Origin of the sequence: Streptomyces sp. NPDC046887, assembly GCF_040644755.1 — a bacterium.
Lineage (GTDB): Bacteria > Actinomycetota > Actinomycetes > Streptomycetales > Streptomycetaceae > Streptomyces > Streptomyces lichenis.
This window is the reverse complement of record NZ_JBEYXH010000007.1, coordinates 1-22,748: the sequence shown is the minus strand read 5'-3', so window position 1 is coordinate 22,748 and position 22,748 is coordinate 1. Positions and strand designations below refer to the sequence as shown.

Sequence of the window (22,748 nt, the reverse complement as noted above, 5' to 3'; positions counted from 1 at the left end):
GGTGACGGCCGTTTCGGCGCGCCTGCACGGCCTCTGCGCATGATCTCCGCTCGGCGCGGACACATTTGGGACTGAACGGTGACATGCGTGCACTCTTCGCGTCGCTCCCGGTGTGATTATCTATCGCCGAGCGCGCAATTCTGAGCGCGGGGGGAGTGCGGGCCCTGGGAAATCGGGCCGTGCGAGGGGAGAACACCGAAGTGAACGGGTCGCCGATATCCGGTGTGTCGGCCGGGGCGGGTGCGGGGCGTGCGGGCAGAGGTCTGCTCGCGGTGCTGCTGGGGGCGTTGCTGCTGCTGGTGACGGCGTGCGGGGGTTCGGACTCCGGCGCCGGGACCGGCGGGGAGGGCGGTAAGGGGAAGGGCCAGGCGGGGCAGGTGGCCGACGGTCCCTCCGAGGCCGTGGTCACCGTGGCGCCGAAGGACGGTGCCGAGTCCGTCGCCACCAGCGGGGCACTGAAGGTCACCGCCGAGCAGGGGAAGCTGACCGAGGTCGAGGTCGCCGACTCCAAGGGCAACAAGGTCGAGGGGAAGCTCGCCGGGGACGGCGCCAGCTGGACCCCCGTACGGCATCTGGCGGCGTCCACCAAGTACAAGGTGCACGCGGTCGCCAAGGACGAGTCCGGGCGGGAGTCCGCCAAGGACACCGTCTTCACCACGCTGGTGCCGCAGAACACCTTCATCGGGACCTACACGCCCGAGGACGGCTCCACGGTCGGCGTCGGCATGCCGGTGTCGATCAAGTTCAACCGGGGGATCACCGACCCGGCCGCGGTCGAGAAGGCGATCAAGGTGACCGCCGAGCCGTCGGTGCCGATCGAGGGCCACTGGTTCGACAACGACCGGCTCGACTTCCGGCCGGAGAAGTACTGGGCCGCCGGCACCAAGGTGACGGTCCGGCTGGACCTGGACGGCGTCGAGGGACGCCCCGGGGTCTACGGCGAGCAGGCCAAGACCATCCGCTTCACCATCGGCCGCAGCCAGGTCTCCACCGTGGACGCCGGCGCCCACACCATGAAGGTGGTCCGGGACGGCAAGCTGCTGAAGAACGTCCCGATCACCGCGGGCGCGCCCTCCACCACTACCTACAACGGCCAGATGGTGATCAGCGAGAAGTACAAGGTGACCCGGATGAACGGCGCCACCGTGGGCTTCGGGGGCGAGTACGACATCAAGGACGTGCCGCACGCCATGCGGCTGTCCCAGTCGGGCACCTTCGTGCACGGCAACTACTGGGCGTCGGCCGACACCTTCGGCTCCTCCAACGTCAGCCACGGCTGCGTCGGGCTGCGGGACGTCCGGGGCGGCGGGGACTCGGGGATGCCGTCCGCGTGGTTCTACGACAACTCGCTGATCGGTGACGTGATCATCGTGAAGAACTCCAAGGACAAGGAGATCGCCCCGGACAACGGCCTGAACGGCTGGAACATGCCCTGGGCGGAGTGGAAGGCGTAGCAGCCGCCGGCTGTACGGAGTCGTACGGCTGTGGGGAGTTGTACGGGCGGGCCCGGTGCCGTGTGAGACGGCACCGGGCCCGTGGCGTGTGCGGAGGGGGCGGGGGCGCCTCAGTGGGCCTTTCCGGTGTCCGGCCGCGCGGTGACCAGGTCGCTGTACCGCTGGACGAACTCCTGGACGGGCGCCAGGTTCAGGTCCTCGGCCGCTTGGAGCAGCCGCTCACGCAGACCGTCCGTGAAGGTCCGGAACTCCCGGTCGGTCGGAAGCTCCTCGATGATCTCGTAGGGCGTCAGGGTCGTCGCTGCCATGACTGGCACCTCCGTGTGGTCTGGTGGCGCTGTTAACGCCGGCTAACCCGGGGGCTAATCTGCCGGGTATGACCGCAACGCTTGAAGTCTCCGAAGGTGTCGGCACCCTCCGACTGGACCGTCCGCCGATGAACGCGCTCGATGTGGCGACCCAGGACCGGCTGAAGGAGCTCGCCGAGGAGGCGGGTCGGCGGGACGATGTGCGGGCCGTGGTGATCTACGGCGGGGAGAAGGTGTTCGCGGCCGGGGCGGACATCAAGGAGATGCAGAACATGGACCACGCGGCCATGGTGCTGCGGGCCAAGGCGCTCCAGGACTCCTTCACCGCCGTCGCCCGTATCCCCAAGCCCGTCGTGGCGGCCGTCACCGGCTACGCGCTCGGCGGCGGCTGCGAGCTGGCCCTCTGCGCGGACATTCGGATCGCCGCCGACAACGCCAAGCTGGGGCAGCCGGAGATCCTGCTCGGGCTCATCCCCGGCGCGGGCGGCACCCAGCGCCTCGCCCGGCTCGTCGGCCCCTCCCGCGCCAAGGACCTGATCTTCACCGGCCGCCAGGTGAGGGCCGAGGAGGCCCTGTCGATCGGGCTGGTGGACCGGGTGGTGCCGGCGGGCGAGGTGTACGAGCAGGCGCACGCCTGGGCGGCGAAGCTGGCCAAGGGGCCGGCGATCGCGCTCCGCGCGGCCAAGGAGGCCGTGGACGCCGGGCTGGAGACGGACATCGACACCGGGCTCACCATCGAACGCAACTGGTTCGCCGGGCTGTTCGCCACCGAGGACCGCGAGATCGGGATGCGGAGCTTTGTGGAGGAGGGGCCGGGTAAGGCCAAGTTCGTGTGATGTAGCGGTTGTTGCCGGAGTCGGTGGATGGTGGGCGTCATCCGTGCGGGTGGTTTGGCGCCTTAACGGGGGCTTAAGGCTGCCGGGGGTCGGCCGCCCGCCCGTACAGGCGAGTCGCGCCGGGCTGCTGGGAGTTGTCGCAGGTCAGGGGGTGGCGGGGAGGGGGGGAGGTGGGGTGGTCGGCCGGGGCGGGGGTGCTGGGGGGCCGGTGGCGGCGGCCGCCCAATCCGGTGGAACGGCCCCGTGGTGCCGGGCGGGCGGCCATGATGGGGGGCATGGCGGGGCTGGAGGGCGCGGAGCGGCAACCACGGCGGAGTGGCGGGGTGACCGCCGCCCAGTGGGTGCCGGCCGCCGACGATGAGGCGGCGCTCGCGGCGGTCGAGGCCTTCGGCAGCCCGGCGGACGCCGAGGTGGAGCTGCCGTCCCTGCCCGAGTCGGCGCGCACCGCCCGGCTGCTGGCCCAGCACGCGGTGTTCTGCGAGTGGTCGCTGGGCGCGCAGACCACCGAGCACGCGGTGCTGCTCGTCTCCGAACTTGTCGGCAACGCGGTGCGCCACACCGGCGCCCGGGTCTTCGGGCTGCGGATGCACCGCCGCCGGGGCTCGATCAGGGTGGAGGTCCGCGACCCTTCGCGCGGGCTGCCCTGCCTGCTCCCGGTGCGGGAGATGGACATCAGTGGCCGGGGGCTGTTCCTGGTGGACAAGCTCTCCGACCGCTGGGGCGTGGACCTGCTGCCGCGCGGCAAGACCACCTGGTTCGAGATGCGGGTGGGCGACCAGGGGCGGTCAGGGGGCGGCGGCCTCGACCGCTGAGCCGTTCGCCCGTACCGGCATGAGAAGAAACCCCAGAAGCCCCCGTCGCGCCGGAGTGCGGCGCCGCGGGGGCTTCTGCGTGGTACGTCGTGGACATGAGGGGTGTTTCCACGTACGTCATCGACCTGGCCCGGGTCAGAGGGGGTCGTGGCTCCGACTATGGCAGAGGGGCGCCCTGGTTGCCAAGCGGCGTAGGGGTTAATAGAGGGTTAAATGGGACGAATGGTAAGTGGATCGCAGGTGAGGTCAGTCACTGACCTTGTAATGTGTGAATAAGTATGGGGGTGAGGGTTTGAATCCTCGATGGCAGAGGCGGTGGGTGGGGCCCGGCGTGGGGCGTGGGGGAGGGCCGATAATCTGACCGTCATCAGTCAGGCACCAAGAAGGGGTGGACCCAGTGGCGGACATCGAGGCGGCCCGCAGGGCGTTCGAGCGGTACGACGTGGACGGCGACGGCTACATCACGGCCGCCGAGTACAAGAGCGTCATGGCCCAGCTCGGCGACTTCAACGTCACCGAGACGGTCGCCCAGGCCGTCATCAACACCCGGGACGGCAACAAGGACGGCCAGCTCAGCTTTGACGAGTTCTGGGCGCACCTCAACAAGTCCGGCCAGGCCTGACCGCTTTGTCAGCGCCCGCCCGGCCCCGGCACGCCGCCCACACCCGGCGGCGGCCGGAGCGCAGGCGGGGCGCCCGGATGGCGCCGGCCCTCGGCGCCCTGCTCGCGGCGGCCGCCCTCGCCTACGGTGGGGCGGCCCTCGCCGGGTACGGCACCGGTGAGCTGAGCATCCCCGGTGGCGGCGCCACCACCCTGCTGCGGGCCGCCGTCTTCGTCGCGCTAGCCGTCCACCTCGGCGAACTCGCGGGGGCCAGGATCGCCGGTCCCGGGCCACTGCCGCGCCCCTGGGGGCGATGGGCCGCGCTCCTCGGCGCCGCCGCCTGCTTCGGCCAGATCGCGGTACTGGCCCAGGTCAGCCGCCTCGACCTCACCGCCGCGTACAGCACACGGGAGGGCGGGCTGCTGCTCGCCACCGCCAACGGCTTCGCCCTGGCCGCCGCCGCTGCCGGACCGCGTCGACCCGCCTGGGCGGTGGCGCCGCTGGCCTTGGTGGTCGTCACCGAGGCCTGGCGCGCCCACCCCGAGGCGTACACCCCCGAGTACGGGGCCGCGCTCACCGTCGTCCATCTGACCGCCGCCTCGCTCTGGGTGGGCGGACTGCTCCACGTAGTGCGCACCCTGCGGCTGCGCCCGGACGGCGGCGGACGGCGGATGTTCGCCCGGTACGCCCGGCTCGCCGGCTGGCTGTACGCGGCGCTGGCCGCCACCGGCCTCTGCTCCACCCTGCGCAGGCTCCCCGCCGATGTGGTGTTCTCCACCGCCTACGGCCGGGTGCTGATGGCCAAGCTGCTGCTGATGGCCGTGGTCAGCGCCTACGCCCTGGCCGCCCACCGCCGGCTGCGCCGCCACCGCGACCCGGACGGCGCCGCCGCCCCGGCCCGCACCGAACTGGTGGCGCTGGCGGCGGTCGTGGTCGTCTCGGCGGTGCTCACCGTGGTGCCCGACCCGCACTGGCTCAGCCTGCGCTGAGGTCCCGGGTGACCGGTGGGGTTGAAGAAACCCTGACAGGGCTTACGGGGATCTGAAACTGGCTGCATTGTATGGGCGTTGGGGGCTCATTACGGTCGGGATTACGACGAGAGCACGTCCAGAGCGCGGACGCGTGAGAGCGACGGGATCGCGCCACCGTTGACGCGGGGAGAGGAGCCGGCCAATGCCCAGCACGTACGCAGGGACGACGGGTACCAGGGGGGTGGCGGGATGATCGGGCGCCGTGCCTTTCTCACCGGCGCCGGAGCCGGGGCCGCCGCGGTCGTGGTGGGCTTCGACCCGCTCGGCGGCGGCTGGGTCACCCGGGCCGAGGCGGCGGCCCGCCCCGGACGGTCGTCGTTCACCCGAGTGCCCGAGCTGGACGGCGAGTTGGCGCTCGACGCGGCCTCCCGCGACGCGGTCACCACCGACCTGGGCAACATCGTCCACCAGCGGCCGCGCGCGGTGCTCCGCCCGGGCTCGGTGCGGGATGTGTCCCGGATGGTGCGCTTCTGCCGCGAGCACCGCGTCCCGGTCGCCCCGCGCGGACAGGCCCACACCACCTACGGGCAGGGCCTCGCCGACGGGCTGGTCATCGAGATGCGCTCACTGCGGCGCATCCACTCACTCACCGCCGACCGCGCCGAGGTGGACGCCGGCATCCACTGGATGGAGCTGGCCAAGGCCGCCTTCGCGCGCACCCCGCGGCGCACCCCGCCGGTGCTCACCGGCTACACCCAGCTCACCGTGGGCGGCACCCTCTCCGTCGGGGGCATCGGCGGCATCGTCGGCGGCCTGGACTCCGGGCTCCAGGTGGACCATGTCCGCGAACTGGAGGTCGTCACCGGCACGGGAGAGGTGGTGCGCTGCTCCCGCCGCCGCAGGAGCGACCTGTTCGACGCGGTACTGGGCGGGCTCGGCCAGTGCGGGATCATCACCAAGGCGGTCCTCGACCTCATTCCGGCCAAGGAACGCGCCCGCACCTATCTGCTCGGCTACGACGACAACGCGCGCTTCTTCCGCGATCTGCGCACCCTTATCGAGCGTTCCGGCATCGACCATGTATACGCGGAGTTCACCAGCTCCGGCACCTCACCGACGTACACCATCCACGCCACCGTCTTCCATGAGCCCGCCGCCCCACCGAAGGACGGCCCGCTGCTCGCCGGGGTGTCGGCCACCCCGGAGATCCAGGACACCGGGTACCTGGAATACGTCTTCTCGATCGACACCCTGATCGACGAGGTGCGCGCCACTCAGGGCTGGGACCGGCTGGTCAAGCCCTGGTTCGACGTCTGGCTGCCCGGTGAGACCGTGGAGCGCTACCTCGGGGACGTGCTGAAGACGCTCACCCCGAAGGACATCGGGCCGTTGGGCGCCGGGCTGCTCTATCCGCAGCGGCGCTCCGAGAAGGGCCGCCCGCTGCCCCGGGTCCCGGAGGCCGGCGCCTCGCCATGGATGTTCGTCATCGACATCAACACGGTCGCCGAGGGCCCGGATGTGGACCCCGGGTACGTGGCGGAGATGCTGGCCCGCAACGAGCGGCTGTACGCCCGCACCCGGGACGAGTACGGCGGGACGCTGTACCCGATCGGCTCGGTGCCGATGACCGCCCGGGACTGGCGCGCCCACTTCGGCGACGCCTGGCCGAAGCTGCGCGCGGCCAAGCGCCGTTACGACCCGGACGGGGTGCTGACCCCGGGGCAGGGGGTCTTCGGCCACCGGGACTGAGGGGTCCTGGGCTGGGGACTGAGGGGTCCTGGGCTGGGACCGCAAAGTCCTGGCGGCCCCGGCCCGGGCGGCCCCCGGCCGGGATGGAGGGGAACGGAGGGAGGGTCCGGACGTGACGGTCCGGGTCCTCCCTCCGTCGTTCCTCCGCCTTGGGCGGACGGGGGCGGGGCGGGTCAGCGGGCTATGGCGTAGGTCTGGCGGCCTCGGGGGCTGGCGGCGGCCAGCAGCAGGTCCTGGTCGGGGTCGTGGCCGACGGCGCACACCTTGCCGAGGGTGTTCGCGGGGGCCAGCTCGACCTCGTGGCCGCGGGTGCGCAGCTCCTCCACCACCTCCGGGTCCACGGTCTCCTCCACCACCAGGGTCCTCGGGCGGGACTCGTGCGGGGTGAACGAGGAGGCGAAGTGGTCGGTGTGGAAGGCCAGGGTCTCCGTCGCGGTCTGGAGGTCATGGCCGAAGTCGGTCGCCGCGAGGAAGAAGCCCAGGGTCCACTGGTCCTGGCGGTCACCGCCGGGGGTGCCGAAGGCCAGCACCGGGCGGCCGTCCTTGAGGACCAGGCTCGGGCTGAGCGTGGTGCGCGGACGGCGGCCGGGGCCGAAGGAGTTGGGGTGGCCCGGCTCCAGGGTCATGGTCTGGGCCCGGGTGCCCAGGGAGATGCCGGTGCCGGGGACGACGGGGCTGGACTTGAGCCAGCCGCCGCTGGGCACCGCCGCCACCATGTTGCCGAACCGGTCGGCGACCACCACGGTGCAGGTGTCGTTCCGTGCGGCGGTGGCCTTGACCACGGTGGGCAGTCCGTTGCGGATCTGCCGCTCCCAGTGCTCCAGCGCCTCGGTCGGCTCCTGAGCCACCTGGGCGGGGATGTGCGGGGTGCGGCCGTCCGGGGAGCCGGGGCGCAGGGTGCCGGCCGCCTTCGCTTCGAGGAGGGCGCGGCGTTCGGCGGTGTACGCGGGGCTGAGCAGGGTGGTCAGCGGGATGTCGGCGTGGTCGGGGTCGCCGTACCAGGCCTCGCGGTCGGCGAAGGCGAGCTTGGCGCACTCGGCCACGGTGTGCACGTACTCGGCGCTGTCCAGGCCCATCCGCCGCAGGTCGAAGCCCTCCAGCAGGGCGAGTTGCTGGAGGAAGACCGGGCTCTGGGACCAGATGCCGGGCTTGTGGACCTCGTAACCCCGGTAGGTGAGGGAGACGGAGTCCTCCACGGTGGCCCGCCAGTCGGCCATGTCCTGCCCGGTCAGCAGGCCCTTGTGGCGGCGGCCGGTGGAGTCCAGGACCTCGGTGCGGGGCACGAAGGCGTCCACCGCCTCGGCGACGAAGCCCTGGTAGAACGCCCGCTCGGCGGCGGCGATCTGGGCCTCGCGGTCACCGCCGGCGGCCTGGGCCTCCCGTAGCAGCCGCTGGTAGGTGCCGGCCAGGGCCGGGTTGCGGAACCGCGAACCGGCGGCGGGCGGACGCCCGTTCGGCAGATACACCCGGGCGGACTCGGTCCACTCGGAGGCGAAGAGCGGGGCGAGCACCTCGATGGCGTCGGCGGTGCTGGTCAGCAGCGGGAAGCCGTGCTCCGCGTAGCCGATGGCGTGTTCGAGGATCCGGTCGAGCGGGAGCGTGCCGTGCTCGGCGAGCAGCCGCATCCAGGCACCGAACGCCCCGGGCACCACGGCCGGCAGCAGCCCGGAGCCCGGGACCTGGTCCAGACCCAGTCCGGTGATGGCCTCGATGGTGGCGCCCCGGGGCGTGGGACCCTGACCGCACACCACCTGCACCCGGCCGGTGGAGGCCTGGTAGGAGACGATCGGCACGTCCCCGCCGAGGCCGTTGTAGTGCGGTTCCACCACCTGGAGTACGAAGCCGGCGGCGGCGACCGCGTCGAAGGCGTTGCCGCCCTGCTCCAGGACCGACATGGCGGCGGCGGAGGGAAGCCAGTGGGTGGAGGAGACGGCGCCGAAGGTTCCGGCCAGTTGCGGCCTGCCCGCGTTCAATGGGGTACCTCTTCTCGGTCGGTGTGGGTGGGTGTGTGGGTTGTTCCCGGCTGGCGGGTCTACAGGCCGGCGGCGGTGCGCAAGGCGGCTACGCGGTCGGTGCGCTCCCAGGTGAAGTCGGGGTGCTCGCGGCCGAAGTGGCCGTACGCGGCGGTGTGGGCGTAGATGGGCCGCAGCAGGTCCAGGTCGCGGATGATCGCGGCCGGGCGCAGGTCGAAGACCTCGGTGATGGCCTGCTCGATCCGGGAGACGTCGGTCTTCTCGGTGCCGAAGGTCTCCACGAAGAGGCCGACCGGCTCGGCCTTGCCGATGGCGTAGGCGACCTGGACCTCGCAGCGCGAGGCGAGACCGGCGGCCACCACGTTCTTGGCGACCCAGCGCATGGCGTAGGCGGCCGAGCGGTCCACCTTGGACGGGTCCTTGCCGGAGAAGGCGCCACCGCCGTGGCGGGCCATCCCGCCGTAGGTGTCGATGATGATCTTCCGGCCGGTCAGCCCGGCGTCGCCCATCGGGCCGCCGATCTCGAACCGCCCGGTGGGATTGACCAGCAGCCGGTAGCCCTCGGTCTCCAGCTTGATGCCGTCCTCCAGCAGCTGGCCGAGGACGTGCTCCACGACGAACTCGCGGATGTCGGGGGCCAGTAGGGAGTCCAGGTCGATGTCGGAGGCGTGCTGGGAGGAGACGACGACGGTGTCCAGGCGGACGGCCTTGTCGCCGTCGTACTCGATGGTGACCTGGGTCTTGCCGTCCGGGCGGAGGTAGGGGACGGTGCCGTTCTTGCGGACCTCGGTGAGCCGGTGGGAGAGCCGGTGGGCGAGGTGGATGGGGAGCGGTATCAGCGCGGGGGTCTCGTCCGAGGCGTAGCCGAACATCAGCCCCTGGTCGCCGGCGCCCTGCTTGTCCAGCTCGTCCTGGTCGCCCTCGACGCGCTTCTCGTAGGCGGTGTCCACGCCCTGGGCGATGTCGGGGGACTGGGCGCCGATGGAGACCGAAACGCCGCAGGAGGCGCCGTCGAAGCCCTTCTTGGAGGTGTCGTAGCCGATCTCCAGGATCTTGCCCCGCACCAGGGTGGCGATGTCGGCGTAGGCCTTGGTCGTCACCTCGCCGGCGACGTGCACCAGGCCGGTGGTGATCAGGGTCTCCACGGCGACCCGCGAGGTGGGGTCCTCCCTCAGCAGGGCGTCCAGGATGGTGTCGCTGATCTGGTCAGCGATCTTGTCGGGGTGGCCCTCGGTCACGGACTCCGAGGTGAACAGGCGGCGTGGCATGGTCTCCAGGTCTCCTTTCGGGGGCGGTACGGGGGAGGGTCGGGCGGGTGCGGGGGCGGCCGCCTCCGGGCCCGGCGAGGGACCGGGGGCGGCCGCGATCGTTGTCGGTACGGGAAGGGCGCGGTCAGCCGGCTCGGGTGGCGGCGTCGGTGCGCTCGGGGGCTTCCTTGCGCTCGTCCTCCGTGCCGTCCTGGTCCTCGTTGGGGCGGACGTGTCGCAGCATGGTGCCGACCAGCACCGCGGAGACCGCGACCAGCAGGGCGGCGACCAGGGCGATGACGGTCAGTCCGCTGGTGAAGGCCTCCCGGGCGGTGTCCACCAGGCGGTCGGCCATGGCCCCGCGCAGCTCCTCGGCCGCGGAGAGCGCCTTGGCCAGGGTGTCCTGGGCCGGTTCGGCGGCCGAGGCGGGCAGGTCGGCGGGGGCGTTCTCCTCGACTCCGGACCGGTACACGGCGGTGCCGATGCTGCCCAGTACGGCCAGGCCCAGCGCGCCGCCGAACTCGTTGCTGGTCTCGGAGACCGCGGAGGCGGCGCCCGCCCGCTCCGGGGGAGCGGAGCCGACCACCATGTCGGTGCCCAGGTTGAGCGCCGGGGCGATGCCGGTGGACATCACGGCCAGCCCCGTCACCAGCAGCGCGAAGTCCCGTCCGGCCAGGGCGACCAGCAGGGCGCCGAGCGCGGCGACGGCCAGCACGGCGGCCATCACATACGCCGGGCGCACCCAGCGCAGCGCAGCGATGGCGGCGGTCGCGCCGACCACGCCGCCCAGGCTGCCGGGCAGGCTCCACAGGCCCGCCTCCAGTGGGGAGAGCCCGTGCACCAGCTGGAGGGACTGCACGATGAACAGGTTGATGCCGAACATCACGAACGACAGGGTGGCCAGGGCGCCGAGCGAGACCCGGAAGCGCGTCTCGTGGAACAGCTCCAGGTCGATGAACGGGTCCTCCAGGGTGCGCTGGCGGCGCAGGAAGACCGCGCCCGCGGCGATGCCGACCAGCAGGGCCAGCACCGGGAGCACGCCCAGACCGTCCCGGGTGAGCTGCTTGATCCCGTACACCACCGGCAGCACCGCGGCCAGCGAGAGCACCGAGCTGGCCAGGTCCAGTTTCCCGGCCGACGGGGACTTGTACTCGGGCAGCAGCACCGGTCCGAGGACCAGCAGCAGCACCATCACCGGCACCCCGATGAGGAAGACCGAGCCCCACCAGTAGTGCTCCAGGACCACCCCGCCGACCAGCGGGCCGATCGAGGCGCCCACGGTGAAGCACATCATCCAGGCGGAGATGGCGATGGTCCGCTGCCGTTCGTCCAGGAACATCACCCGGAGCAGCGACAGGGTGGACGGCATCAGGGTCGCCCCGGCCAGGCCCAGCAGGGCACGGGCGGTGATCAGGGTCTCGGGGCTGCTGGAGTAGGCGGCCAGTACGGAGGCCGCGGCGAAGGCGCCGGCGCCGGCCAGCAGCAGCTTCCGCCGGCCGATCCGGTCACCCAGATTGCCCATGGTGATCAGGAAGCCGGCCACCAGGAAGCCGTAGATGTCGGTGATCCAGAGCAGTTCGTTGCCGGTGGGGCCGAGGTCCGCGCTGAGATGGGGGACGGCCAGGTGCAGCACCGTCATGTCCATCACGATCAGCATGGCGGGTAAGGCCAGGACGGCGAGTCCCAGCCACTCCCTGGCTCCGGCGCGCGGTCCACCGGACTCGGTGGCGTCGTCGGGGCCGGTGGCGTCCGGCTCGGGGGTGGATGCGGATGTCATCAGCGCTCCGTGGGTTGGGGTACGACCCGGGTCAGGCGGCCGGGGTCCGGGAGAGCGGCGTCGGGGCCGGCTCCCAGGGCCACCAGTCCTCGTGTACCCGGTACCAGTCGACGGTCTCGGCCAGAGCGGTACGGAAGTCGCGGACCGGCTCCCAGCCCAACTCCTTCCGGATACGGGTGGTCTCGACCGAGTAGCGCAGATCGTGGCCCAGGCGGTCGGTGACCTCCTCCACCGCGTCCCAGCCCCGGCCGCACTGCTCCAGCAGCAGCCCGACCAGCTCCCGGTTGGTCAGCTCGACCCCGCTGCCGATGTTGTACGCGCGCCCCGGGCGGCCGGACAGCCGCACCCGCTCCAGCGCGGCCACATGGTCGTCCACATGAATCCACTCCCGGGTGTTCTCCCCCGTCCCGTAAAGCGGAACTGATTCCCCGTTCAACAAACGGGTGGTGAATAGCGGGATGATTTTCTCGGGGAATTGGCAGGGTCCGTAATTGTTGCAGCAGCGGGTGATGCTGACATCCAGTCCATGGGTGGTGTGGTAACTGAGCGCCAGCAGATCGCTGGAGGCCTTCGACGCCGAGTAGGGCGAGCTGGGCCGCAGCGGGAAGGACTCGGACCAGGAGCCCTGGGCGATGGAGCCGTAGACCTCGTCGGTCGAAACGTGGACGAAGCGCTCCACCCCGTGCCGTACGGCGGCCTCCAGCAGCACCTGGGTGCCGAGGACGTTGGTGCGGACGAACTCCGCCCCGCCGGCGATCGACCGGTCCACATGGGTCTCCGCCGCGAAGTGCACGATCTCGTCCGCCTCGGCGACCGCGCGGTCCACCGCGTGCGGGTCGCAGATGTCCGCCTCGATGAAGCGGAATCCCGGATGGTCGCGCACCGAGGCGAGGTTGGCCGGGTTGGCCGCGTAGGTGAGGCGGTCGAGCACGGTGACGGCCGCCTCACTGTCGGCAGCCAGCACCGTCCTGACGTAGTGCGATCCGATGAAGCCGGCGCCTCCGGTGACAAGGATGCGGGTGGGCACGGCACACTCCTTTCTCCATGGGTCTGAGAGGGCGAACCGCCCCGGACGGTAAGCGGAATATGATCTCCGGGCCGTGACCGGAAACGGTGCCGCTTACATGTGTATTCGGCAGGGATGATCCGTAATTCAGCGGCGCATGGCGCGGTGGAATCGGGGAAGGCGGTTGCGCAGCACGATTCGGCCACATCCGCATGACAGCAGGACTTCACGGACAGGGAGACTTGTTGTGTCTGTCGAGGACGGGAATATCCGCAGACTCACCGCAGAAACCGAGCCCACGCTGGTCACTCCGGTGCAGCGGGGTGGCTTCGGCCACTCCAGACCACGCATCCTGGTGGCCTCCGACTGCCCCTCGACCGAGGCACTGAAACAGGACATGCGGCGCCATGGCTTCGACGCCTGGAGCGCCCCGCGCGGCAGGGACGTACTGGAGTCCTACCAGGAGTGCGACCTGCTGCTTCTGGACACCAACCTGCCCGACCTCGACGGGGTCTCCCTCTGCCAGGCGATACGGCGGGAGAGCGATCTGCCGATCATCGGCTTCACCGCCGCCGACGCCGAGGTGGACCGGGTGCTGCTGCTGGAGGCCGGCTGCGACGACTGCGTGGAGATCCCCTACCGGGCCCGTGAGCTGGTGGCCCGGATCAAGGCGGTGATGCGGCGCACCGGGCCGGGCCGCCGCGCCGAGCCGACCGGGCAGGAGGACGACGCCGCCCTGGAGTTCGGCCCGCTGGTCATCGACACCCCGCGGCGGGAGGCGCGTCTGGGCGGGCGTGCCATCTCCCTCACCCGCAAGGAGTTCGACCTGCTGCACAAGCTGGCGCAGGAGCCCGAACGGATATTCCAGCGGCAGGAGTTGATGTCCGACGTCTGGGACTACCCGGCCAGCCACCGGATCAGTGCCCAGGCCAGCCGGACCATCGACACCCATGTGAGCAGCCTGCGCGGCAAGCTCGGCAACAGCGAGTGGATCATCACCATCCGCGGGGTCGGCTTCCGGTTCGGCGTCCCGGTGCCGGAGGAGGACACCGCCGTCTCCGACACCGGGACCCTCGGCCCGACCCGCCCGGCGGGGGCCGGCGGCGATCCGCTGGCCTTACGGCGTCCCCGGCTGGTCAGGGTGCGAAACGCCAACGAGTCTGGGCCATCGGGTTCTTACTGAAGGCGAACACCCTCTCCGGCGCCACCGAGAAGGCCCAGGCCCGGCCGACCGAGCCGCTGAGCGTGCCGTCCTCGACCACGTAGTCCCAGGGCGGCCCGTACTTGTGCCGGAACACCTCGGCGGCCGCGTCGAGCCGGTCCTTCTCCACCACCCGTACCGCGCGCCCCTCCAGGACCACATCCGTACCGTCGAAGATCCGGTTGGTCCCGGTCAGCAGCGCGCACCGGGGGTTGTCCACCAGATTGAGCACCTTGCGTTCGCTCGGCAGCGAGACGAACCAGAGCGCCCCCTCGTGCCAGGCGCCCGCCACCGGCGTCACATGCGGCCCCGGTGATCCCGGTGCGGATTCCGCCGCGCCCGGGCGGATGCTGGCGATCCAGTACAGCTCGGCCTCGGCCAGCAGCCGCCGGGTCTCCTCCCAGGGGGCGGCCCGGGCGGCCGGATCGCTGTAGCGGGGGTCGAGTTCACCCTCGGGGGCGGGGGCCACGGCCCCGAAGGCATGGTCGTCCGGAAGAAGGCCGGGGGCCTGGGCCGGGTCGGTCATCACAGCTCCCCTCGTCGCGACGGCGAGCCGGAGCGGCCGGAGGACATCGCCGGCTCCTGACGGACCGGCATCCCCAGCCGGCGGGCGAACTCCGGGTAGGAGGCGATGATCTCGTCCCCCTGCGTCCTCGGGTCGAACCGCTCGCACAGCAGGTCCAGCACCCGCCGGTCCCGCTTGGCGCGCCGGACGATCTCGTCATAGGGGGTACGGGTGAAGGCGACCAGCTGGTACTGCTGGGTGAAGTCGCGCGGATAGCGCTGGTGCAGCCGGCGCTCCAGCCCCTTGCGCAGATGGAACAGCTCGTCGTCGATATGGGCGCTCAGCTCCTCCAGGTTGGCCATGGAAAGGTCCGCGATGGCCTGCCCCGGCCCCACCCGCAGCCGGCTGAAGTCCGCCACCGCGTCCTGGATCGCCGCGTGCCGGTCGCCCTGGAAGCCCAGATGCCGGTCGAGCAGCCCGCACAGCACCTCGGCGTCCTCGAAGGAGCAGTTGATGCCCTGCCCGTAGAACGGGACGATGGTGTGCGCGGCATCGCCGACCAGCACCGCCCGGCCGTAGTGGTACGGGGCGCAGCGCACCACCTTCAGCAGCGCGGGGCGCGCGTCCCAGCCCTCCTCGGTGGCCCGGGGCAGGGCAGTCGCGACGTCCGGGTACTCCCGGCTGAAGTGCTGCCGCACCGCGCCGCGGCAGGCGAAGGACCGGAACCGCAGCTCGCTGCCCCGGTTGTCCACCGGCATGAACAGGGTGGTGGTGGCGGAGCCGTCCCGGTTCGGCTGGGCCTGGAGGAAGTGGTCGCCGCGCGGCCACAGATGCATCCCGTCCGGGCTGAGCCGCCGGGAGGTCTCCTCCCGCATGGTCAACTCCACGTGCCCGTGCGGGATGTACTCCTGGTGGATCTGCATCCGCGCCCCGGACTTGGACAGTTCGTGGCGCAGGGCGCTGTTGGCGCCGTCGCAGCCGATCAGGATGTCCCCGCTCGCCCGGCACACCTCGCCGTCGGTGGTGACGAACACCGCCTCGGCACGGTGCGCGTCGGCCGCCACACAGGCGTGGCCGAAGTGCACGGTCGCCCCGGCCTCCAGCGCCTTCTCCAGCAGGATCTCCTGGAGCGAGGCGCGCGGCACCGACAGCAGATGATGGTCGCCGTTGACCCCGTACGGCTGCCGGGTGAGCGAGCCGTCCCGGTGGTGCACCACCCGGCTGCGCAGGATCTGCCCCACCTCGTAGATCCGGCGGCGCAGTCCGGGGTCGAGCGCGCTGGTGCCCCGGTGGGTGAGGGTCAGGTTGAAGGAGCGGCCGGTGCCGATGGTGGCCGCCCCCTCGGCGGACTGCTTCTCGTGCATCTCGACATCGAAGTTCCGGCGGCGCAGCTCGATGGCGAGAAGGCAGCCCACCGGGCCCGCTCCCACGATGACCGCCCTGACGCGGTGCCTGGCTTCTGACACGATGAGTCCTTCCTCGGATTGCCTGACGGGTCCTGACGGCCTGATCGGTCCTGATCGGTCCGGATCTTTCTGACGTTCCTGACGGGTTCCTCACGTGGTGTGCGTCGCCGCGGCGAGCTGTCCGGTCTCCTCGAAGTAGCGGACCATCGCGGTGATCCAGGACGGGTCGGCGGGCGGCAGTTCCAGCCCCAGCTCCTTGAGCAGCCGTACGGTGGACTCGTTGCCGTAGCGGTGGTCGCCCAGCTCCATGACGCCCTCCCGGAACAGCGGCACCAGGCTCGCCAGCGAGCGGTCACCGCTCCCGGCCGCGTCGGTGGAGTCGGCCGGACCTGACTCCAGGGCCGTCAGCCACTCCTCGGCGGACACCGGACGGGGCCGGGCGCCCAGGGAGGCCAGCGCCCCGAAGACCGTCTCCCAGTCCATGCCGACCGGATGGAAGACATGGGTGGTGCCGTTGGCCGCCGCCTCGGCGCGGGACAGCAGCACCACCGCGTCGGCCACCAGGTCCGCCGGCAGCAGATCCACCGGCGGGCCCGGCCGCTCCGGGGCGATCCCCAGCTTCAGGAAGCTCTTCACCTGGAGCCAGAAGAAGTCATCGGTGCGGATCGCCCCCGTGCCGGTGGCCGGGCCGATCCGCCCGATCCGGTGCACGGTGACCGGCAGTCCGCGCTCCCGGGCCGCCAGCGCCAGCCGCTCGGCGACCCACTTGCTCTGCGCGTAGCCGATGCCCAGCCGCTCGGGCGTCTCCGGCACCGTCTCCTCGTCGATGTCGGAGGGGCCCTCGGGCGAGAAGACCGCGAGCGTGGACATCAGATGGAGCGGCTTGACCACGGTGTCGGCGCAGAACTCGGCGACCCGGACGAAGCCGTCCACATTGGTCGGCTTCACCGAGGCGTACGGGGCGGCGAAGTTGATGTGCGCCGCCGCGTGGTACACCGCCTCGACCGAGCCGGCCAGCTCCCGGTACGCGTCCGGGGCGAGCCCGAACCGCTCCTCGGCCAGGTCGCCTGCCACCACCCTTACCCGGCTGAGGTCGAGCCCGTCGTCGGCCCGGTAGCGGCGGGCGTTCTCCCGCAGCCGCTGCATGCCCTCCTCGGCGGAGGAAGCCCGCACCAGGCAGTGCACGGTGCGGCCGTCCGCCAGCAACGAGCGGAGCAGATAGACGCCGAGGAAACCGGTGACCCCGGTGAGCAGCACGGAGGCGGCGGTGGCGGGGTCGGCGTGCCGCTCGGCCCGGGACGGGTCCACGGTGTCCGGCAGCCGGGTGTCGGCCCAGAGGTCGGGGCCGGTGTCGGCCACGGTCTCGCCGCTGAGTGCCGCCTCCACCCGGGCCGCCATACCGGCGACCGTGGGGGTGGCCAGCAGGGCGCTGAGCGGCAGCTCGGTCCCGTACGCCTCCTGGAGCCGCTGGCGCAGCCGCACCGCCAGCAGCGAGTGGCCGCCCAGGGCGAAGAAGTCGTCGTCCGGGCCGACCGCCGAGCCGTCCAGCAGTTCGGTCCAGATGGCTGCCACGCTCTGCTCGGTCTCGGTCAACTCCCGTGACTCGGTGGTGTCCTGGACGGGCGGAGGCAGCTCGGCGGCCCGGGCGGCCAGTGCGGCCCGGTCCACCTTGCCGGTCGGCCCGAGCGGCAGCCGCCGCACGGCCGCGAACCGGGACGGAACGAGATAGCCGGGGAGCGACCGCGCCAGCGCCCGGCGCAACTCCGGCTCGTCGACCGTCTCTTCGGTACGGAGGAAGGCGACCAGGCGGCGGTCGCCGGGTCCGTACTCGGCCGCCACCACCGCGGAGGCGCTCACCCCCGGCAGGGTGTTCAGGGCGGCCTCCACCTCGGCCGGCTCGATCCGGTAGCCCCGGATCTTGATCTGCTCGTCGGCCCGGCCGAGGTGGGTGAAGCCCTCGTCCGGGTCGCAGCGCACCAGATCGCCGGTGCGGTAGAAGCGGCCCTCCGGTTCTTCGGTGTACGGATCGGGCAGGAAGCGGGCTTCGGTCTGCTCGGGCAGATGGAGATAGCCCGGCGAGAGCACCGGGCCGCCCACATACAGCTCGCCCGGCACCCCGAAGGGCACCGGCCGCCCGTCGCCGTCCAGCACATAGGCCCGCACTCCGCCCACGGTGTGCCCGATGGGCGGGCGCTCCGGCCAGCCGGCCGGGTCCGGCGGGAGCCGGTAGGCGGTGCAGAGATGGGCCTCCGAGGGGCCGTAGGCGTTGACCAGCGCCGCGTCCGTCAGCCGGCCGAAGAACTCGCGCAGCTGCGGGGTGACCACCAGCTGCTCACCGGTGGTGTACACCTCCTTGAGGTCCGGCAGCTCGATACCGCCGTGGACCGCCACCGAGGCCAGCTCCTGGAGGGCCGCGTACGGCAGGAAGACCCGCGCCACCCGGCGCTCGCGCAGCTGGTGCGCCAGCCGGTGCAGATCGGTCCGCGTCTCCTCGTCGGTCAGCACCAGCGGCGCCCCGGCGCACAGCGCGCCGAAGATCTCCTCGAAGGAGACGTCGAAGGCGAGTGACATGTACTGGAGCATCGAGGCGCCCGCGTGCGGGCCGGACAACTCGGCTTGCTGGTAGGCCACGTTGGTGAGGGTCAGATCGTTGATCACCACGCCCTTGGGGCGGCCGGTGGAGCCCGAGGTGTACACCACGTACATCTCGTCACCGGGGGAGCGGCGGTGCGGCAGATCGCCGTCCGGCAGCCCGGCCACCGCCCGCTTCTCGGCGGCCGGGTCGAAGCGCTCGATGCCGGACGGTACGTCGAGCTCCTGGTCGCCGGGGACCAGCAGCAGCCCGGGGCGGGCGTCGGCCAGCACCAGGGCGGTCCGCTCGGCCGGATAGGACGGGTCCAGCGGGACGACCGAGGCGCCCGCCTTGAGCACCGCCAGCAGCGCGGTGACCGCTTCCGGGCCGCGCTCCAGCCGCACCGCGACCCGGGTGCCCGGGCCCGCGCCCCGCGCGGCCAGCGCCCGGGCCAGCCGGTTGGCGGCGGCGTTCAGCTCCCCGTACGACAGCACCGTGCCGTCCACGGTCTCGACGGCGGGGGCCTCCGGGTCCCGCGCGGCCCGTTCCTCGAACAGCGCGGTGACCGTGGTCCGGGCCGCCCGCTCGTCGGGCGCCCCGTGCCACACCCCGGCCAGCTCGGACAGCTCCTCCTCCGGCACCCAGGCCAGCTCGGCGACGGGTGCGTCCGGCCGGGCGGTGAGCTCCGCCAGCAGGGTGCGGAACCGGGCGGCCACCCGCTCCACCGTCCCCGGGCGGAAGACGGCCGGGTCGTACTCGAAGGTCAGCCCCAGCTCCCGTTCGCCCTCCTCGACGATCAGCGCCAGGTCGTACTTGGGCGCGCCGCTGACGTGGTGCCACGCCTCCGCGCCCTCGGACCCGAGCAGCCGGCGCTCCTTGGGCATCAGCGTCACCATGGTCTGGAACAGCGGGGAGCGCCCCGCGTCCCGGCCCGCGCCCAGCGCCCGCACCACGTCCTCGAACGCGGTGTCCTTGTGGCGCATCGCGCCCAGCACCTCGTCCCGGGTGGCCGCCAGCAGCTCCCGGCCGGTGGCCTCGGGCCCGATCCGGTGCCGCAGCACCACGGTGTTGACCAGATGGCCGATCGCCGCCTGGTCGGCCGCGCGGTCGCGCAGCGACACCGGCAGGCCCACGGTCAGGTCCCGCCGCCCGGTCTGCCGGTGCAGCAGCAGGGCGTACGCGGTGAGCAGCACCACCAGCGGGGTCACCCCTCCGGCGGCCGCCGCCTCCCGCAGCCGGTCGGCCTCGGACCCGTCCAGCACCGTGCGTACGGTACGGGCGGTGCGGGCCGGTCCGGTGCTGCGCGGCCGGTCGGGCGTCAGCTCCAACGGCGGCGGGGCGTCGGCCAGATGCTCCGTCCAGTAGGCCAGCGAGGCCCGCTCCTGCTCCTCGCTGCGGGACCGGGCGGCCACCGCCTCGCGGAACTGGGTGGGTGCGGGGGACTCCGGAACCTCCCGGCCCTCCGCCAGCAGCCGGTAGGCGGCCAGCCACTCGGTCAGCAGCACCGACCAGGAGAAGCCGTCGAAGACCGCGTGGTGGACGTTGACCAGCAGCGCGGTGCCGGAGTCCGGACCGGAGCCGGTGGACACGACGAGCACATCCAGCAGCGGGCCCGCCCGCAGATCGAACCGGGTGGTGGCGAACTCGGCCGCCAGCTTGGTCAGTTCGTCCTCGTCGGCGGCCTTGGCGGTGGCGAAGCCGAAGCGGGGGTTGTCCGCGATGTGCTGGACCAGCCGTGCGCCCTCCGCTGCCTCTTCCATGGCGAAGGTGGTGCGCAGGCTCTCGTGCCGGGCCACCACCCCGGTGAGCGCCCGCCGCAGCGCCTCCGGGTCCACCGCCCCGGGCAGCCGCAGCAGCACCGGGGAGTTGTACGCGGTGGGGTCGCCGTACTCGCAGGCGTACCAGATACCGGCCTGGCCCGCGGTGGCCTCGTCGCTCACGGGGTCCTGCGCGGGGGCAGGCGTACGCGTCCCCGAGCGGCGCTCGCGCAGCAGCTCCGCCAGCTCCCTCGGCGTACCGCACCCGGCGATGTCCTCGGCGGCGACCGGCAGGCCCAGCAGGGCGCTCAGATCGGCGGCCAGGGCCTCGCCGTGGGCGGCGGTGAGGGGTGCGTCGGGGCCCGCCCCGGGGTCGCCGGCGGTGGTCCGCCAGCGGTCCAGGACGACGGTCAGCAGGGGGTCAGTCATGAGCGGTCACCTCCGTGCCCTTCTCGCGTATCGCGTCTGTCGCGGCTGTCTCCGTGCCCGTCTTGGGGCCCGTGGCCGTGCCGTTCTCCCGGAGGGAGCGGATGTGGTCGGCCAGGGCCTGGGCGGTGCCGTGCCGGAAGACGTCCTCGGCGCGCACATCCACGCCCATCACCTCCTGGAGGCTCGCGGCCAGCTGGATCAGCTGGAGCGAGTTGGCGCCGGAGAGCACGAAGGAGTCGGCGGCGCCGAGCCGTTCCCGGCCGGTCGCCCCGGCCAGCAGGGTGGTGATGGTGGAGGCCACCGGGTCCTCCGCCTCGGCGCGGGCCGCACCCGCGGCCGGCTCGACCAGGGTGGCGCGCGGCTCCTCCAGCGCCATCCGGTCCAGCTTGCCGTTGTGGTTGAGCGGCAGTTCGGAGAGGTGGTGCACCCGGGCCGGCAGCATGTAGTCGGGCAGCACCCCGCGCAGCTCGGACAGCAGCTCCTCGGTGCCGGGCGGCCGTCCGTCGGCGGTGGTGCAGAACAGCACCAGCTCCCTCAGCTGGTCCTGGGCGTTCACCGCGCGGACCACCGCCCGCTCCACCAACCCGGTCTTCTCGGCCGCGAGTTCGACCTCGCGCAGCTCCACCCGGTAGCCCCGGATCTTCACCATCTGGTCGGCCCGCCCGGCGAGCACCACCTCGCCGTCGGCGGTCCGGCGGGCCATGTCCCCGGTGCGCAGCAGCCGCACCCCGTCCACCTCGGGGAACTTCTCGGCGGTCAGCTCCGGCTGGTCGAGGTAGCCGAGGGCCACGCCGGCGCCGGCGATGCACAGCTCGCCGATCTCGCCCGGGGCGCTCGGGGCCAGCTCCTCGTCCAGGACGTGCAGCCCCACCCCGGGCAGCGGCCGGCCGACCGGGAAGACCTGGCGGCGGATGTCGTCCTGGGTCAGCGGGTGGACGGCGGTGAGCGCCGAGTTCTCGGTGCAGCCGTAGGCGTTGAAGACGGTCCCGCCGACCGCCTCCAGCGCCTTGGCCAGATGCGGCGGGGAGGGGAAGTCACCGCTGACGATCACCGTGCGGACCCCGGCCAGCGCCTCCGGGTGGCCGTCCACCAGCAGGTTGAACAGCCCGCACGGCAGATTGAGGAAGGTGACCTCGCGTTCGGTGATGATCCGGGCCAGCTCGGGCAGCGAGGGCAGCTGCGGGGGAGCGGCCACCACCCGCGCCCCGTGCAGCAGGCTCAGCCAGACCTCGGTGGTGGAGGCGGCGAAGGAGTACGGGGCGAGCTGGAGGAAGGCGTCGTCGGCGCGCACCTCGGCCTCGCCGTTGTGCTCGGCCACCCGGGAGATCGCCCGGTGCGGGATGCGCACCCCCTTGGGCTGCCCGGTGGAGCCCGAGGTGAACAGGATGTACGCGGTGGACTCCGGGTCCACCGGCTCCAGCGGGCCGTCGTCCAGCTCGGCGCTGTCGGCGATCAGCTCGTGCACGTCCCGCTCCACGGTGAGCGAGCCCAGCCCGGCGGCCACGTCCCGCAGGGTCAGCGGCAGCCCGGCCGCGCGGACGATCTCCCGGCGGATGCCGACCGGGTGGGCCGGGTTGAGCGGCACCAGCACCGCGCCGGCCTTCAGCACGGCCAGCAGGACGGTGTACAGCTCCAGCGAGCGGGACAGCTGCACACCCACCCGGTCGCCGGTGGCCACGCCCTCCTGGCGCAGCCGGCGGGCCAGCCGGTTGGCGGCGGCGTCCAGCTCGCGGTAGGTCAGCGAGGAGGCGCCGAACTCCACGGCGGTCCGGTCACCGGCCTGCGCGGCGGCGGCCTCGAAGGCGGCGGGGAGGGAGGGGAGGGCGGGCAGGGTCGGGGTGGGGGTGACGCGTGAGGCGGGAGTGGCGACGGTGTCCTCGGGAGCGTGGGTGGCTTCGGTGGTGTGCATGGTGACTCCAGCGGCTTCGGGGGCCGTGGCGCGGCGGTGGCGCGCGGCCCGGGGTCCATGGGTCGTGGGGGGACGGGGGATTTCCGGCGTCCTGGGGCCGGACGCGGATCCGGGGGCTTCCGTGTGTCCGGGGGCGGGGCGTTCGCGGGCGTCCGGGGCCGGACGCGGCTCGGCCCGGCGCACGGGGGGCGCCGGGCCGCGGGGGTGCCGGGGGGGGGGGCGGGGTGAGGAAGAG

16 protein-coding genes are annotated in these 22,748 nt (G+C 72.5%); 7 read left to right on the top strand and 9 right to left on the bottom strand.

What is annotated here, in order from left to right:
• The first annotated feature begins 200 nt into the window (after window positions 1-200).
• The gene (locus ABZ945_RS09655) at window positions 201-1,454 is read left to right on the top strand and encodes an Ig-like domain-containing protein (protein WP_361266441.1); all 1,254 of its coding nucleotides are present in this window, start codon (window positions 201-203) and stop codon (window positions 1,452-1,454) included.
• A gap of 110 nt (window positions 1,455-1,564) precedes the next feature.
• Here the strand turns inward: ABZ945_RS09655 and ABZ945_RS09650 are convergent, their stop codons facing one another.
• A complete protein-coding gene (locus tag ABZ945_RS09650; protein WP_361266439.1) occupies window positions 1,565-1,762 on the bottom strand; it encodes a hypothetical protein in 198 nt (65 codons plus the stop codon).
• Between the two features lie 68 nt (window positions 1,763-1,830).
• Here ABZ945_RS09650 and ABZ945_RS09645 point away from each other — a divergent pair, with 68 nt between their 5' ends.
• The 5 genes from ABZ945_RS09645 (at window position 1,831) to ABZ945_RS09625 (ending at window position 6,731) form a co-directional block, all read left to right on the top strand.
• Complete coding sequence (locus tag ABZ945_RS09645; protein WP_361266437.1) at window positions 1,831-2,598, top strand: enoyl-CoA hydratase-related protein; 768 nt, start codon at window positions 1,831-1,833, stop codon at window positions 2,596-2,598.
• Window positions 2,599-2,873: 275 nt separating this feature from the next.
• Entirely contained in the window at window positions 2,874-3,410 is a 537-nt protein-coding gene (locus tag ABZ945_RS09640) for an ATP-binding protein (protein WP_361266435.1), read from the top strand.
• 397 nt (window positions 3,411-3,807) lie between these two features.
• On the top strand, window positions 3,808-4,032 hold the full coding sequence (locus tag ABZ945_RS09635) for an EF-hand domain-containing protein (RefSeq protein ID WP_361266432.1): 225 nt from the start codon (window positions 3,808-3,810) through the stop codon (window positions 4,030-4,032).
• 77 nt (window positions 4,033-4,109) lie between these two features.
• On the top strand, window positions 4,110-5,000 hold the full coding sequence (locus ABZ945_RS09630; protein ID WP_361266430.1) for a CopD family protein: 891 nt from the start codon (window positions 4,110-4,112) through the stop codon (window positions 4,998-5,000).
• Between the two features lie 231 nt (window positions 5,001-5,231).
• Window positions 5,232-6,731 carry an FAD-binding protein gene (locus tag ABZ945_RS09625; protein WP_361266428.1) on the top strand — a complete coding sequence of 500 codons (1,500 nt, stop codon included), beginning with the start codon at window positions 5,232-5,234 and terminating at the stop codon, window positions 6,729-6,731.
• 173 nt (window positions 6,732-6,904) lie between these two features.
• Here ABZ945_RS09625 and ABZ945_RS09620 read toward each other — a convergent pair whose 3' ends face one another.
• The 4 genes from ABZ945_RS09620 to rfbB all read right to left on the bottom strand — a co-directional run bounded on the left by ABZ945_RS09620 (window position 6,905) and on the right by rfbB (window position 12,755).
• Complete coding sequence (locus ABZ945_RS09620; RefSeq protein ID WP_361266426.1) at window positions 6,905-8,704, bottom strand: gamma-glutamyltransferase family protein; 1,800 nt, start codon at window positions 8,702-8,704, stop codon at window positions 6,905-6,907.
• A 59-nt stretch (window positions 8,705-8,763) separates the two neighbouring features.
• Window positions 8,764-9,972 (bottom strand): methionine adenosyltransferase, encoded by a 1,209-nt coding sequence (gene metK / locus ABZ945_RS09615; protein ID WP_361266424.1) that lies wholly within the window; start codon window positions 9,970-9,972, stop codon window positions 8,764-8,766.
• A gap of 124 nt (window positions 9,973-10,096) precedes the next feature.
• On the bottom strand, window positions 10,097-11,728 hold the full coding sequence (locus tag ABZ945_RS09610; protein ID WP_361266422.1) for an MFS transporter: 1,632 nt from the start codon (window positions 11,726-11,728) through the stop codon (window positions 10,097-10,099).
• Window positions 11,729-11,759: 31 nt separating this feature from the next.
• Window positions 11,760-12,755 (bottom strand): dTDP-glucose 4,6-dehydratase, encoded by a 996-nt coding sequence (gene rfbB / locus ABZ945_RS09605; protein ID WP_361266420.1) that lies wholly within the window; start codon window positions 12,753-12,755, stop codon window positions 11,760-11,762.
• A 226-nt stretch (window positions 12,756-12,981) separates the two neighbouring features.
• Here rfbB and ABZ945_RS09600 point away from each other — a divergent pair, with 226 nt between their 5' ends.
• The gene (locus ABZ945_RS09600) at window positions 12,982-13,917 is read left to right on the top strand and encodes a response regulator transcription factor (RefSeq protein WP_361266418.1); all 936 of its coding nucleotides are present in this window, start codon (window positions 12,982-12,984) and stop codon (window positions 13,915-13,917) included.
• Here the strand turns inward: ABZ945_RS09600 and ABZ945_RS09595 are convergent.
• From ABZ945_RS09595 to ABZ945_RS09580, 4 genes are all read right to left on the bottom strand, one after another.
• A complete protein-coding gene (locus ABZ945_RS09595; RefSeq protein WP_361266416.1) occupies window positions 13,871-14,461 on the bottom strand; it encodes a pyridoxamine 5'-phosphate oxidase family protein in 591 nt (196 codons plus the stop codon). The genes ABZ945_RS09600 and ABZ945_RS09595 overlap by 47 nt on opposite strands.
• Entirely contained in the window at window positions 14,461-15,906 is a 1,446-nt protein-coding gene (locus ABZ945_RS09590; RefSeq protein ID WP_361266414.1) for an NAD(P)/FAD-dependent oxidoreductase, read from the bottom strand. Before ABZ945_RS09590 ends, ABZ945_RS09595 begins: the two co-directional genes overlap by 1 nt.
• Before the next feature lie 90 nt (window positions 15,907-15,996).
• Complete coding sequence (locus tag ABZ945_RS09585; RefSeq protein ID WP_361266412.1) at window positions 15,997-20,604, bottom strand: amino acid adenylation domain-containing protein; 4,608 nt, start codon at window positions 20,602-20,604, stop codon at window positions 15,997-15,999.
• On the bottom strand, window positions 20,597-22,513 hold the full coding sequence (locus ABZ945_RS09580) for a non-ribosomal peptide synthetase (protein WP_361266410.1): 1,917 nt from the start codon (window positions 22,511-22,513) through the stop codon (window positions 20,597-20,599). The genes ABZ945_RS09585 and ABZ945_RS09580 overlap by 8 nt, the downstream gene beginning before the upstream one ends.
• Window positions 22,514-22,748 lie beyond the last annotated feature (235 nt).

Bases quoted from the DNA above. Each gene is read 5' to 3' on its own strand.
- ABZ945_RS09630 (WP_361266430.1), top strand. From the start codon at position 4,110: ATGGCGCCGGCCCTCGGCGCCCTGCTCGCGGCGGCCGCCCTCGCCTAC.
- ABZ945_RS09625 (WP_361266428.1), top strand. From the start codon at position 5,232: ATGATCGGGCGCCGTGCCTTTCTCACCGGCGCCGGAGCCGGGGCCGCC.
- ABZ945_RS09610 (WP_361266422.1), bottom strand. From the start codon at position 11,728: ATGACATCCGCATCCACCCCCGAGCCGGACGCCACCGGCCCCGACGAC.
- ABZ945_RS09585 (WP_361266412.1), bottom strand. From the start codon at position 20,604: ATGACTGACCCCCTGCTGACCGTCGTCCTGGACCGCTGGCGGACCACC.
- ABZ945_RS09650 (WP_361266439.1), bottom strand. From the start codon at position 1,762: ATGGCAGCGACGACCCTGACGCCCTACGAGATCATCGAGGAGCTTCCG.
- metK (WP_361266424.1), bottom strand. From the start codon at position 9,972: ATGCCACGCCGCCTGTTCACCTCGGAGTCCGTGACCGAGGGCCACCCC.
- ABZ945_RS09645 (WP_361266437.1), top strand. From the start codon at position 1,831: ATGACCGCAACGCTTGAAGTCTCCGAAGGTGTCGGCACCCTCCGACTG.
- ABZ945_RS09640 (WP_361266435.1), top strand. From the start codon at position 2,874: ATGGCGGGGCTGGAGGGCGCGGAGCGGCAACCACGGCGGAGTGGCGGG.
- ABZ945_RS09595 (WP_361266416.1), bottom strand. From the start codon at position 14,461: ATGACCGACCCGGCCCAGGCCCCCGGCCTTCTTCCGGACGACCATGCC.
- ABZ945_RS09580 (WP_361266410.1), bottom strand. From the start codon at position 22,513: ATGCACACCACCGAAGCCACCCACGCTCCCGAGGACACCGTCGCCACT.